At 71.2% G+C, this 13112-nt stretch carries 10 protein-coding genes; 4 read left to right on the forward strand and 6 right to left on the reverse strand.

Going from position 1 to position 13112, the window contains the following annotated elements; all coding sequences use genetic code 11:
* The first annotated feature begins 353 nt into the window (after positions 1 to 353).
* Entirely contained in the window at positions 354 to 575 is a 222-nt protein-coding gene (locus tag AB0N07_RS02110; protein WP_365831096.1) for a hypothetical protein, read from the forward strand.
* A gap of 73 nt (positions 576 to 648) precedes the next feature.
* Here AB0N07_RS02110 and AB0N07_RS02115 read toward each other — a convergent pair whose 3' ends face one another.
* On the reverse strand, positions 649 to 3321 hold the full coding sequence (locus AB0N07_RS02115) for a glycosyl hydrolase (protein ID WP_365831098.1): 2673 nt from the start codon (positions 3319 to 3321) through the stop codon (positions 649 to 651).
* 193 nt (positions 3322 to 3514) lie between these two features.
* Between AB0N07_RS02115 and AB0N07_RS02120 the strand changes: the two genes are divergently transcribed.
* Positions 3515 to 4069 carry a hypothetical protein gene (locus AB0N07_RS02120; RefSeq protein WP_365831100.1) on the forward strand — a complete coding sequence of 185 codons (555 nt, stop codon included), beginning with the start codon at positions 3515 to 3517 and terminating at the stop codon, positions 4067 to 4069.
* Here AB0N07_RS02120 and AB0N07_RS02125 read toward each other — a convergent pair whose 3' ends face one another.
* From AB0N07_RS02125 to AB0N07_RS02145, 5 genes are all read right to left on the reverse strand, one after another.
* Positions 4070 to 4237, reverse strand: coding sequence for a hypothetical protein (locus tag AB0N07_RS02125; RefSeq protein ID WP_365831102.1), 168 nt, complete (start codon positions 4235 to 4237; stop codon positions 4070 to 4072).
* A gap of 455 nt (positions 4238 to 4692) precedes the next feature.
* Complete coding sequence (locus AB0N07_RS02130) at positions 4693 to 6060, reverse strand: deoxyribodipyrimidine photo-lyase (protein WP_365831104.1); 1368 nt, start codon at positions 6058 to 6060, stop codon at positions 4693 to 4695.
* A 16-nt stretch (positions 6061 to 6076) separates the two neighbouring features.
* On the reverse strand, positions 6077 to 7588 hold the full coding sequence (locus AB0N07_RS02135; RefSeq protein WP_365831182.1) for an SDR family oxidoreductase: 1512 nt from the start codon (positions 7586 to 7588) through the stop codon (positions 6077 to 6079).
* Positions 7589 to 7963: 375 nt separating this feature from the next.
* Entirely contained in the window at positions 7964 to 9121 is a 1158-nt protein-coding gene (locus tag AB0N07_RS02140) for a SpoIIE family protein phosphatase (protein WP_365831106.1), read from the reverse strand.
* Between the two features lie 643 nt (positions 9122 to 9764).
* Positions 9765 to 10604 (reverse strand): SDR family oxidoreductase, encoded by an 840-nt coding sequence (locus tag AB0N07_RS02145; protein WP_365831108.1) that lies wholly within the window; start codon positions 10602 to 10604, stop codon positions 9765 to 9767.
* An 881-nt stretch (positions 10605 to 11485) separates the two neighbouring features.
* Between AB0N07_RS02145 and AB0N07_RS02150 the strand changes: the two genes are divergently transcribed.
* Both AB0N07_RS02150 and AB0N07_RS02155 read left to right on the forward strand, forming a co-directional pair.
* Entirely contained in the window at positions 11486 to 11713 is a 228-nt protein-coding gene (locus AB0N07_RS02150; RefSeq protein ID WP_365831110.1) for a ferredoxin, read from the forward strand.
* A complete protein-coding gene (locus AB0N07_RS02155; protein WP_365831112.1) occupies positions 11710 to 13104 on the forward strand; it encodes an FAD/NAD(P)-binding oxidoreductase in 1395 nt (464 codons plus the stop codon). The genes AB0N07_RS02150 and AB0N07_RS02155 overlap by 4 nt, the downstream gene beginning before the upstream one ends.
* Positions 13105 to 13112 lie beyond the last annotated feature (8 nt).

Genomic DNA, 13112 nt, shown 5'->3' on the forward strand with positions numbered 1-13112 from the left:
GACGCGGCCGAGGATCCTGGCCCTCGCTCGCGGCCGTCCTGGTCGCCGTCTCCTGTCTCCTGACCGCCTGCGGAGGCAGCGGCGGCAACTCGGAGGCGGACTCGGCACCGCCGCGTCCTTCCACCGCTCCACCCACGACCGCGCCCTCGGAGAGCAGCTCCAGCACGCCGAGCACCCCCAGCTCGCCCTCCCCGACGCGGTCGGCGACGCCACCGTCGTCGCCGTCGACTCGAGTTCCAAGCCCTCACCCGACAGCCACCGCGTCCCCAGGATGCGTAACGGGATCCGCCACCATCACCCACGGCCTCGGAGACCCCTCCGTCCACACCCTGTGCGTGCGATCCGGTGCGACAGTGACCGTGATCCTCAACCCCCGGGCACAGGGTGCCTGGCCGCAGCCCCGCAGCAGCAACCCCATGCTGGCGCTGGTGACCTCGACCGCCACGGACAGCAAGGGAGCCACCCGAGTCACGGTGCGGGCCGCGCGCACCGGATCAGTGAGCATCACCTGGGGACCAGAGAGCGCGCCCGTGTTCACGCTGCGGCTGAGTGTGGCGGCGTATCCGGTGCAGTGAGCCGGACGCGCGGCGGCCGGTGCGCCCCCGCCTCGGGGTGCGCACCGGCCGCCGTATGCCGGAATGCGTCGGATCAGTCCTTACGGCCCTTCAGGCGCCGTACGTCGAAGGACCAGATGCCGCGTCCGTGGGTGGCGGCGTACAGCTTGCCGTCGGGGCCGAGGCGCAGCTGCATCACGGCCGTGGTGGGCAGGTTGTGGCCCAGGACCTGCCACTTGGTGGCGCCGGCGGGCCGGTAGAAGGTGGCCAGGTCGGTGCCGAGGGCGAGGCCGCCGTTCGGCAGGAGCTTGACCGTGTCGGCGGGGACGTCGGGCAGGTTGGTCGAGATGTCCGACCAGCTCGCGCCGCCGTCCGTCGACTCGAAGACGTGGCCTACGCCCGCGCCCGGGCCCTCGGTGAAGCGGCGGGAGAAGCCGTTGATCGCCACGTAGACGTGCTGGGCGTTGGCCGGGTCGACCTCGAAGCCGGAGACGTAGCGGTTCGGGATCGTGCCGTCGACGGGCAGGTTCAGCTGGTGCCAGCCGGTGCCGTCGGCGTTGCCGACCGCGATGCCGCGGGTGAAGCCCTGGTTGTTGCAGGGGCCGCACCAGCCGACGTAGACCGTGCCACCGGAGGACGCCACCGCGGTGGCCACATGGCCCTCGCCGAGGTCGTAGGCGTTCGTCCACTCCTTGCCGGAGCGGATCGCGAAGCCCTTGGTGTTCACCCAGACGTGGCGACCGCCCGCGATCCAGGTGCTGGTGTCCTTGGCGTCGGCGGCGATCGGTGCGATGAAGCGGGCGCCCGCGCCACCCAGGTCCTTGTCCGGCGGGGCGACCTCGTACTCGGTGGCCTTGGACGGGTCGGTGGTCCACGAACCGTCGTTGACACCGCAGTTCTGGGTCACCCACAGGTCGAGGTAGACGTACTCGGCGGCGATGTTGCAGCCGTTGGCGGGGTCGGCGATGGTGTCGCCGCCGTCGCCGCCGAAGTTGGAGCCCATGACCTTGTCGTGGCCGCGCAGGATCGACTGGCCGTTGTCCTGCAGGCCACCGGTGACGGAGACGCCGCCGTTGTCGAGGTCCTTGCCGACGCCCACCGAGTAGTACTGGAGCGTGTCGATGGTGCCGTCGTTGAGGGACTGCCAGTCCTTGGCGTGCCCGCCGGAGTCGACCGCGCCGCTGAGCGGGCGGCGGTAGATACCGCCGTCGTTGCCGACGTACGCCCAGCTCTTGCCCTTGTAGCTGCCGATCGCGACGGCGTGCTGGTCGGAATGGGTGGTGGGTGAGCAGTCGCCGGTCTGCTTGGCCGGGTCGATGCTCCAGCAGGGGAAGGGGAAGTTCCAGTACGGGCCCGGCGTGATCCAGCTGTCGCCGCCGTTCTTGGTCTCGAAGACCTCTTCCAGGCCGAGGTAGACGTGGTCGGCGTCGGCCGGGTCGACCTGGAGGAACTGGTTGTACCAGGACTGGATGCCGGGCTGATAGCCGGCGCCCTGCAGGGCGGAACCGGACGCCTTCAGCTTGGTGTAGTCCGCGATCAGCGTCCACGGCCCGAACGGCGAGCCGCTCTTCGACACGTACACGCCCTTGAGCCCGCTGTCCGGGTTGGCGGCCATCTGCGCCGGCGACTGGTCGATGGCGTACAGGCGCGAACCGTCGGCCGCCGCGCCGAACGTCACGTTGCCGACGTCGTCACTGCTGGTCGGCAGGTCGCCGAGACCGGTGGCCGGCTTCCAGCTGCCGTCGCTCGCCTGCGCGTACAGGCCGTTGTAGGTGTCGCCGCCGCGCCAGCCGACCGCGAGAAGAACCTTGTTCGGGTCCTTCGGGTCGACGGCGATGTCGTTGGCGATGTTCTTGTACGGGGCACTCGGGTCGTCCGCCTTCGGACCACCGGGAAGGTAGTCGGGGTTGGGGGCGAACTCGTGCTTCCAGGGGCCGGACAGGGTGGTCGTGGAGTGCGACCACACGCCGGTGCTGGTAGCCGCCCACACCTTGGTGCCGGCGAAGCGCAGCGCGTGGATGACCGTGGACTCCAGCTCGGCGCCGCCCACGCGGTCGCCGGGCTGGAACTTGCCGTGCTGCGGGTCCTTCAGGACGTACACGCCCGTGCCCACGAAGGACGTCGCCCCCGTGTTGGACTCGCCGGTGGCGTACCAGAGCCGCTTCTGGCCGTCCAGGGAGAGGGCGCCCGTCGACAGCGAGGGCAGCTTGTCGGCGATCGGCTTCCAGTGCCCGCCGCCGGTGGTGGAGCGGAAGACACCGCCGTTGGCGCCGCCCGCGTAGACGTATCCCTGGTCGTCGGCGGCGATTCCGGTGATCCGGCCGGTCACCTTGCCCGAGCCGCCGCTGGAGTTGGAGTTCACATCCCGGTAGCGGGAGTCGTCCGAGTTGTACGCCTTCTTCGTGACGTGGTCCCAGCTGCCGCTCGCGTGCTTCATCGACTGCAGCTGCTGCCAGGCCGCGCCGTAGGCGCCGGGTGCGACCACACCGGGCGCGGTACGGGCCTCGGTGAACTGGGCCGTGGACTCGGCGGAGTTCTCCGCCTCGTCGGCGCCGTCGTCATCGCCTTCGGCAGCGAAGGCGGACATTCCGTGGCCGGCGTGCAACGCCTTGATGTGCTCTCGGCCTATCGCGGCCTGGTGGCGTGCCTGCCAGGGCCGGGGTCTCGTGTCGGCCGACGCTGCGAACGACTGGGTGCTGACCAGCCCGAACGCGGCGGCTACGACGGTGCAGGTCATGAACCGTCGCTGGTGCCTTGGGGGCAACATGCCCTCTCCTCCCTGCGTCGGGCATATGGGGGTGTCTCGACGCGGGAAGATCTTGGCGTGCTCATAACAGTCACACAAAGGGCTCAAAGGAAAAATGGCCGGGAGTTTACGTTTGAGGCTCGCATGGACACGAACTTCCCTTTACGTACGACTATTTGGGGCCGTAGATCGCGACATCATTCACATGTACCGCGTGTTGCGTGGAAAAGGTCGAAGCCTGGCCTTCTCGGTCGATGGTGAACGTGAGATCCCTCTTGCCGGGCAGTGGCTTCAGCAGACGGGCCTCGATCTCACCGACGGCATCCTGTGCGCCCCCACCACCCACGTCATCGACGCGAACGGCTACGCGATCGACGGCATCGTCGCCGCCGGAGACGTCGGCCGCCGGCCCAACCTCCGCTTCGACGACACCCCGCGCCACGTCGAGCACTGGATCAACGCCATCGAGATGGGCCGCCACGCACCCGGCGCCCTTCTCCAAGGCCCCCAGGACACCGCGCCGTTCATGCCGGTGCCCCGCTTCTGGTCCCACCAGCACGGGGTACGCATCCAGTCCGTCGGCATGCCCGCCCTGGGCACCGAGATGACCGTCCTCGACGGCGCCCCGCCCACCGCGACGGTCCAGGTACGGCGCCAGGCGGCACAGCCCCGTCGGGACCTCAGTGCCGTCGCCAGAGGCTGGGGCAATGTGCCAGGCGCCTGCGCGACCGCGACCAATGGTCCGCAGGCGCCCGCAGACAGCGTCTGATCAGCGGATGACGCGGTGCGGCTGAGCCGCCTGCGAGGCCGTCGCACGAGTGGTGGCCGTGGCCGGAGCGACGGGCCCGTAGCCGCCACTGGTGGGCAGCACGCCGCTGTACGCGTCGGTGGAGTCCTGCGGCGCGTTGTCGTTGGTCTCCACGAAGAACGGGCGCACCGCTGAAGAGCCGTCGGTGGCAAGGCCCTCGTAGTCGCCGAGGAAGTGGCCCCACCCGGCGTAGGGAGCCTGCAGCCAGTCGAAGACCCGGGAGATGCGGTGCTCACTCGGGTGATCCTCGCCGCCGCACGGGAAGGTGAGCAGCCAGGCGGCGAGAGGAAGACTTTCTCACCGCCGGGTGTCTGTGCGTCTGTCGGACAGCTGTTGTCCGGCTGAGAGGCCATTGCCATGGACGACCGGTTTCTTGGTGGCACCGGAGCGAACGGCTCCGGAAGCCGGAATGAGTCAAGGGAAAGCCGTGACCACGTCGTCCGGCGTCGAGGACGACGCCGTATCCCGGCGGCGGGATGCCTGATCAGGCACCGGTCCCGCTGCCTGCCGGGCGCTGGAGGGTCCGGGCCACCCACATGCCCGTCTCGTCACCCGCTCCATGATGAAGCCTTGCTTTTGTCCGGTCAGTCGGCTCTTCGCCGCTCCCTGAATCGGGTGGCGGCCTCGGTGAGGTCCACGATCGGGGCGGGGTAGTCCAGGCCCGCCCGGGTGGCTGTGTCGAGGTGAGCGACGCGGTGGACCGCGGTGGCGTCGAGGTGGCTGAGCTCGGGGAGCCAGCGGCGTACGTACTCACCGCGGGGGTCGTACCGGCGTGCCTGGACGAGTGGGTTGAGGAGCCGGTTCGGGCGGGTGTCCGTGCCGGTCCCGGCGACCCATTGCCAGTTGAGCTGGTTGTTCGCCACATCGCCGTCGACAAGGAGGTCCAGGAAGTGGCGGGCTCCCGCCCGCCAGTCCACGTACAGCGTCTTGGTGAGAAAGCCGGCCGCGAGCAGGCGGGCACGGCCCGGCATCCAGCCCTCGTGGCGAAGCTGTCGCAGGGCGGCGTCGACGACGGGGTAGCCCGTGCGGCCGTCCTGCCAGGCTTCGAACTCCTTCGTGGCGCGGCGCCAACGGTCGTGCCGGGACCGGTAGTCGTGGTCGGCAGCCTCGGGGCGGGCCGCCAGGACCTGGTGGTGGAAGTCCCGCCAGGCGAGCTGGCGGACGAAGGCACGCGCACCGGGATCGTCCTGGGCGCGGGCCCGGTGCAGCAGTTCGGTGGGCGAGAGGCAGCCGAAGTGCAGGTAGGGAGAGAGCCGGGAAGTCGCGTCGGCGGCCAGGTCGTCATGCCGGTCGCCGTATGCGGACAGCGGGCCTGCCAGCCATGACCGCAGCCTGCGGCGGGCCTCGGATTCCCCGCCGGCAGGCAGGCCCGGCGAGGTGGAACCCGACGTGAGGGACTCTGCGCGAGGAAGGCCGGCCGAGCCCACGTCCGGTAGCCGTACGGCGTCCGGTGCCGGCAGGACGCCGCGCACGGAGAAGCTCTCCCACCGTCGGAAGTACGGCGTGAAGACCGCGAAGTGGTCCTTGCCCGCGGGCGTCGGCGCCCCCGGTGGCACAGTCGTCAACGAGGCATCGTGGACACGTAGTTCGCGCCGGTCGCCGGCGAGCTCCGCGCGCAGCCGGTCCTCGCGCCGTGCCGCGTAGCGGCTCACCCCGCCCGCGATGTGCACCACGGCGGCCCCGGTCTCCGCCGCCACCCGGCAGGTCTCCTCGACCACGTCACCGACGCGCACCACCAGCCGGCCGCCCCGGGACCGCAGGGCCGTGTCGAGATCGGCCAGGCTGTCGGCAAGGAACGCCGCGCGGTTGGGTCCGGTGAAGCCGGTGCGGCGGATGCCGCTGTCGACGACGAAGAGCGGGACCACACGTTCCGCGTCCTTCAGAGCGGCCTGAAGGACCGGGTTGTCGTGCACCCGCAGGTCAGCGGTGAACAGGGCGACCGAGACGCGCACAGTTCCTCGATCCCCCTCAGTGGGTACGGGCCGGTTCGGAGGCAGCCGATTCGGCCGCGGCGGCGATGTGGCGGACCATGCCGCCGAAGACCGCGGCGTGGAAGGGAGCCACACCCCACCAGTAGGCGTGCCCGGCCAGGCCGTGCGGATGGAACAGGGCCCGCTGCCGGTACACCGTGCGTCCCTGTGGATCCCGGTCGACGGTCATCTCCAGCCAGGCCAGGCCCGGCAGCCGCATCTCCGCGCGCAACCGGAGCAGCCGGCCCGGCTCGATCTCCTCCACTCGCCAGAAGTCCAGGCTGTCGCCGACCCGCAGCCTGGTCGCGTCCCGGCGGCCTCGGCGCGGACCGACACCGCCGACCAGAGCGTCCAGCCAGCCCCGCATGGACCAGGCAGCCGGGGAGGAGTACCAGCCGTTCTCGCCGCCGATCGCCTCCACCACCCGCCACAGCGCCTGCGGCGGCGCCTCGACCGTGCGCTCGCGGTGATCCGTGTAGAGGCTCCCGCCCGCCCAGTCGGGGTCGGTGGGCAGCGGGTCGCTGGGGGCACGGGGAGTCGAGGCCGAGGACCACCTGGTGGCGACGTCGGCGTCCTGCACACGCCGCAGAGCCAGCCGGATCGCCCGGTCCAGACCGACCGGTCCCTCCGGCGGGTCCGGCACGTAACGGACGATGTCCCGCTCGGCGCAGACCACCTCGTGCCTGAGCGACTCGACCAGCGGGCGCGCGAGAGCGCCCGGCACCGGGGTGACCAGACCGACCCAGAGGCTGGACAGCCGGGGGGTGAGCAGCGGAACCGGGACGATGACCCGTTTCGGCAGTCCGGCGACGACGGCGTACCGCCGCATCATCTCCTCGTACGTGACGATGTCCGGTCCGCCGATGTCGAAGGCGCGGTTCACGTCGTACGGGAGCCGTGCACATCCCACGAGGAAGCGCAGCACGTCGCGGACGGCGATGGGCTGGATGCGGGTGCGCACCCAACTCGGGGTCACCATCACGGGCAGCCGCTCGGTCAGGTACCGCAGCATCTCGAACGAGGCCGAACCCGACCCGATGATCACGGCTGCCCGCAGTACGGCGGTCGGCACGCCCGAGGCCAGGAGGATGCGGCCCACTTCCGTGCGGGACCGCAGATGGGGTGACAGTGCGTGCTCGGGTACTCCTGAAGGGCTGAGTCCGCCGAGGTAGACGATCCGGCGGATTCCGGCGGCCCGCGCCTGCTCACCGAAGATCCGGGCGGCACGCCGGTCGGTCTCCTCGAAGCCCCGGCCGGTGCCCAGCGCGTGCACCAGGTAGTACGCGACGTCCAGGCCCTCCATGGCCGCGCGCACGGCGCCCTCGTCCGTCACGTCCCCGCGCACCGCCTCCACCTGCCCGGCCCACGGATGATCCCGCAGCTTGCCGGGCGACCGGGCCAGGCAGCGCACGGAATGCCCGGCGGCCAGCAACTCCGGCACCAGCCTTCCGCCCAGGTAACCGGTGGCGCCGGTGACCAGACAGCGCGGCGGCTGGTCGTCGTCGGTCATGCGGGTCGCACGCATGCCTGTCGAGTGCGCCTTGTCCGGCGACGGCCTGCGGACCGGGGCACAGGAAACGTCATGGCTCTCATGTCCTCCTGGGAGGTGCCTTCCGAGGGGCCCTGCCGCTGTTCCCCGACTCCATGCTTGGGGCCGCGGACGAACACCGCAACCTCGCCGTCCCCGGCCTGAGGACGGTGACAACGGCTTCGGCGCACCCGCCTCGGAATGCGGCTGCCAGAACTGACCCGCGTGGCTCCGAGGCACCGTCGGTGCTCGCTGAGCTGCTGCACCTCGACCTCGACGAACTCGACGCCCTGGTGGGAGTCGGCAGGGCCGCCGCCTCGCGACCACCACGGCTCAGGCCGTTCAGCGTCGCGCGTCCTAGGTGCGGCCAGGGCGATGGTGCAGCCGGGCGGCCAGGACGGCCACGTCGTCCTCGGCGTGGCCGACGTCGAGGCGGGTGAGCATCGTGTCGAGGACGTCTTCGACACCCGCGCCGCCTTCGATGCCGACGCCGGACAGCCGGGCCAGGGACTGATCGATGTCCTCGCCGCGACGCTCGACGAGCCCGTCCGTGAAGAGCATCAGTGTCTGGGAGGACTCCAGCCGGTAGGTGGACGACTCGTAGCCACCGAGGCCCGTGCCCAGGGGTGGGCCGACAGGAACTGGCAGCAGTGCGGTACGACCCCGTCCGTCGATGACGACTGGGGGCAGGTGTCCGGCGCTGGCCACGGTCATCTGGCCGCGGTTGGGATCGACGCGCGCGATCAGGCAGGTGGCCGGTCGGCGGTCCGGCTCCCTGGAGGCGATGTCGTCGAGCTGGCGTAGCACGCGGTGTGGTGGCAGGTCGGCGGAGGCTGTGTAGCGCAGAGCGGAGCGGTAGGCGGTCATATCGACGGCTGCCTCCAAGCCGTGTCCCATGACGTCGCCGACGATGAGCAGGGTCCGGCCGAAGTGCAGTCGGACGGTCTCGCACCAGTCGCCGCCGACCACGGCGCTCTGCCCGACCGGCCGGTAGCGGACGGCGACGTCCAGGTTGGGGTGCGGGCGGCCGGGTTCCACGAGAAGGGCGCGCTGCAGCTTGCCGACGATGCCGCTGACCTGGGCGTGTTCCCGGGCATGCCGAATGTGGGAGGCGGCGTGCTCGGCGAGAAAGGCGAGGAATGCCACCTCCAGGCCGGTGAACGGTGCGCCGTCCCGGGCGCACACAAGCGTGCCGCAGTGGTGCCCGCCGGCGGCCAGTGGCACGCACAAGGCCGGGCGGGGCCCGCCGGACGCCGGCAAAGCAGCCCCGTTCTCCCCCCGGCCCGGCGCCTCCTGTGTCGCGGGTGCGGCCCACCGGGCGTCAGGCAGCACGGCCGGGTTCCCGCTGACGGCTTCGTACTCGACGTCGGCCTGCGTTCTGAGCCGCAACAGCGCCGCCGTTCCGCCCGCCTGCCTGGCGGCCTCACGAGTCAGCTCCCCGCACGTGGTGTCCTCGTCCAGTGTGGTGCCGATCCGAGCCGCCGCCGTACGCAGCGCAGCCAGCTGGGATGACACGCCGAGGTCCTGGGCGGGCAGGCCTCGGGGCGCGACAGGCTCCTCCCCCGCCAGTCTTCGAAGCGACTGGAACCATCCCACTACGTCGAACACCCCAAAAAAGGAATAACAGACATAAAAAAGCTACCTGACGTCGAACGCGCGCACGGACAACAAGCGAGGAAGCGACGCGGCCCGCCGGGCCGGGCCGGGCCGCGAGGCGGGATGTTCGGCAGCACCACGCCTCAGGCCCCACAGAAGACATCGGCAGCGCAGCAGTGGTCGCGGTGGGGGAGGCCAGGTAGCCCGCCGCAGTCGAGATGCCAGGACCCGGGCGGGACGCCGATGGAACGAACCGCGGCGGTGCCACTGAACTTGACCGTGGTGCCGCGCCTGACGCCGGTGGCGGATGCCTTCAGCGTCACCTTCGGAGACACGGACACCTTGAGGGCGGCCGAGACAGGTTCGGTCCCGGCCGCGGAGACCAGCAGGAAGAACGCCCACCCCCGCGCCGGGCAGGGAGCAGTGCGGTGGCGTCGCCGCGGCCCACGCCGTGGCCGGGCATGTCGAGCGCGATCGGCGGCTGCGCCGGTACGTCCGCCGGCAGCAGGACCGTGTGCATGTGTCGTCTCTCCGGAGGAGGCCGACGCGGGTGGGGTGCGGGTCAGCCGCCGGTGGCGAATCCCGGGAAGAGCGTCATCCCGCCGTCGACGTACAGCGTGGCGCCCACGACGTAGTCCATGAGGTCGGAGGCGAGGCCGACGGCCGCGTGGCCGATGTCCTCGGGGTCGCCGACCCGGCCGTAGGGGATCAGCCGCAACAGGTCCTCCTGGGCCTGGGGCGTCTCCCAGGCGCTGCGGTTGATGGGGGTCTTGACGGCCCCGGGGGCGATCGCGTTCACGCGGATCTTCTTCGGGGCGAGCTCCTGGGCCAGCGTCTCCATCATCATCTGCACCCCGCCCTTGGAGGAGGCGTAGTTGACGTGCCCGGCCCACGGGATGATCTGGTGCACCGAGCTCATGCAGATGATCTTCCCGGCCGCGCGCGACACCTCCGGGACCACTCCGCGCCGCAGGAACTCCTTCGTCGCCTCACGGGCGCACAGGAACTGCCCGGTGAGGTTGACGTCCAGGACCTTCTGCCACTGGGCCAGCGTCATCTCGGTGAACGCCGCGTCACGCTGGAGTCCTGCGTTGGCGACCAGGATGTCGATCGTGCCGAACTCCTGGACCATCCGGTCCATCATGGCGACGACCTGCTGCTCGTCGGAGACGTCCGCCTCGTAGGCGGCCGCCCGGACCCCGAGGCCGGTGATCTCCTCGACCACCTTCTCGGCCTCGTCGGGCCCGGCCACGTAGTTGACCACGACGTCGGCGCCGGCCCGGCCCAGGGCGACGGCCGTAGCCCTGCCGATCCCGGAGTTCGCGCCGGTCACGAGTGCCTTCTGCCCGCGCAGCAGGTGAGCGGGGATCACACCCTGGAACGTCCCCTCGGTGGAACTCACGATGTCCTGCCCTCCACTGCGTGCCCGTTTCTGCCGGGCCCGTCGCCCGGAGGTCCGGGCATCAGACAAGCACCCGGGAGGGACGGCGGCCTCCTGGGGTGGACGTCGTTGCGCTGCCCGGCGGAGGATGTTCGCCCGGTCGGGCTCCGGACGCCGCCGACGGCTCGGCCCAGCCGCTCCAGCAGGTGGTCGCCCACGCGGAGGGCGTTCGCGACGGCCGTCAGGGACAGGCCGGACTGTTGGCGCACGGAGTACCGGCCGACCACATCGGAGCGGCTCGCCGGCCCGCGCCGATGCCGGTCGTTCGCCGAAGCCGGCCGCAGCGCCGCCCAGTTGACGGCGCCGCAGGCCACGGCCACGACGCCTGCCGGCCGCCGCACCGGGTCCGGTGGCGTCGGTCTCCGGCCAGGTCATCCGGCGGGAGGCGGGCTCCGGACTGCCCGGACCGGACCGGGTCTCGATGGGCGCCGCCAACGACACGGTGCGCCCGTACCGGACTTCGGCGGCAGCCGCCACGACCCGCTCCGGCGTCAACCGGTCCAGACCGCCACGGCGTTCCTCCCCGCCGTCCTCGGCCGGGCCTCGCAGCCGGTGGTACAGGCCACGGAACACCGCTTCGGAGAGGGCCATCGTGAAAACCTCCGCAGTGCCCCTGGAGGCCGCCTGAGCTCTCGGCGTGCGGGCGATGTGCGCCCGGCATAGGCTGTTCGGGAGGAATGTCAGGATCTCTCTTTCTGCGGAGACCCGCCAAGCGCGGTGCAACGCCTCGCAGTTCGCCGAGGCGGGCAACGGCCGAACCTCTTTCCCATGTCTTCGCGCTTCACGCGCCGGAGGGGCGCCGGCTTCCGGGTCCGCAGCTCGCAGTCCCTGTGGAGGTCGGGATGAGAGTTGTCGTTGATCTTTCCCGATGTGAAGGGTATGCGCAGTGCGCGTTCCTGGCTCCGGACGCGTTCCGGATGCACGGCGAGGAAGCGCTGATGTACGACCCGAACCCTGACGACGCCCAGCGCGACCGGGTGCTGCGCGCCGCGGCGGCCTGCCCGGTCCAGGCGATTCTGGTCGACCGACTGGAGGGGCGGGACGTACCGGTGGAGGCGTCGAGGTCATGACCAGCGCCGAGAACCTGCGAGCGTTCAAGCGCGACGGCCGCATCGTGATCGTCGGGGCGTCACTGGCCGGACTGCGGGCCGCGGAGACCCTGCGCGACGAGGGTTTCACCGGATCGCTGACGATGATCGGCGACGAGTCGGGCGAGCCCTACGACCGTCCCCCCTTGTCCAAGCAGGTCCTGACCGGGTGGGTGCCCGCCGGGGGTACTCTCCTGCCGCGACGTCGTGACATCGACGCCGAGTGGCTGCTGGGCGTGCCCGCGAGCGGGCTGGACCTGGCCACCAACCACGTGCGTCTCGCCGACGGACGCGAGGTCCCCTTCGACCGGGTGCTGATCTCCACCGGGGTACGGGCCCGGCCCTGGTTCGTGGAGAGCGAGGCAGCGCTGGACGGCGTGTTCGTCGTACGTACACGCGAGCACGCCGAAGGTCTGCAGCGGGCCCTCGCGGCCGGGCCCTCCCGCGTGCTGGTCATCGGCGCGGGATTCACCGGCTCCGAGATCGCCTCCATCTGCCGCGAGCGGGACATCCCGGTGACCGTCGCCGAACTGGCGCCGGCCCCGCTGGTGGGAGCGCTCGGCGCCATGATCGGCGAGGTGGCGGCGGACCTGCAGCGCGCCCACGGTGTCGACCTGCGGTGCGGTGTCAAGGTCACCCGGCTGGAGGGCGACGCACAGGGGCGGCTGCGCCGTGCGCACTTCGACGACGGCAGCACGATCGACGCCGACGTGGCGGTGGTGGCGCTCGGGGGCGTCCGCAACACCGAGTGGCTGCAGGGCTCCGGACTGGCGGCGGGTGTCTGGGGCATCGCCTGCGACACGGGCTGCCGTGCCCTCGACCTCAACGGGCTGGTCACCGACGACGTCTTCGTCGCCGGGGACGTGGCGCGCTGTCCGAACCCGGTCTACGAGTACCGGCTCATCTCGCTGGAGCACTGGGCCAACGCCGTCGAGCAGGCCGAGGTCGCCGCCCACAACATGGTCAACGGCCAGGCGGACCGCTGGCCCCACCTGTCCATCCCGCTGTTCTGGTCGATCCAGTTCGGCGTCAACATCAAGTCCGTCGGCGTGCCGACCTTCGCCGACGAGGTGGTCGTCACCCAGGGGTCGGTGTCCGACCACCGCTTCGTCGCGGCGTACGGCTACCAGGGCCGCGTCACCGCGGCGGTCAGCTTCAACAACGCGAAGTGGCTGGACCACTACCGGCGGCTCATCGAGACGGCCGCGCCCTTCCCGCCGCTTTGCCCCACGCCCGACCAGCCCGTCGACACGAAACCGGTGCCCGTCGACTTCCCCGGCCCCGTCCTGCTCGCCCAGGGCGCCACCGTGGTCGTCACCGGCCACGACCCGGGTGAGCGCCGCGTCACGGCCGCGCACCAGCACCACCGGTAGGAGGGAGC

It is taken from the genome of Streptomyces sp. NPDC051172, assembly GCF_040682555.1.
Taxonomy (GTDB): domain Bacteria; phylum Actinomycetota; class Actinomycetes; order Streptomycetales; family Streptomycetaceae; genus Streptomyces.

Excerpts from the sequence above, each read along its gene's own strand:
- AB0N07_RS02150 (WP_365831110.1), top strand. The coding sequence starts at position 11,486 with ATGAGAGTTGTCGTTGATCTTTCCCGATGTGAAGGGTATGCGCAGTGC.
- AB0N07_RS02115 (WP_365831098.1), bottom strand. The coding sequence starts at position 3,321 with ATGTTGCCCCCAAGGCACCAGCGACGGTTCATGACCTGCACCGTCGTA.
- AB0N07_RS02135 (WP_365831182.1), bottom strand. The coding sequence starts at position 7,588 with ATGACCGACGACGACCAGCCGCCGCGCTGTCTGGTCACCGGCGCCACC.
- AB0N07_RS02155 (WP_365831112.1), top strand. The coding sequence starts at position 11,710 with ATGACCAGCGCCGAGAACCTGCGAGCGTTCAAGCGCGACGGCCGCATC.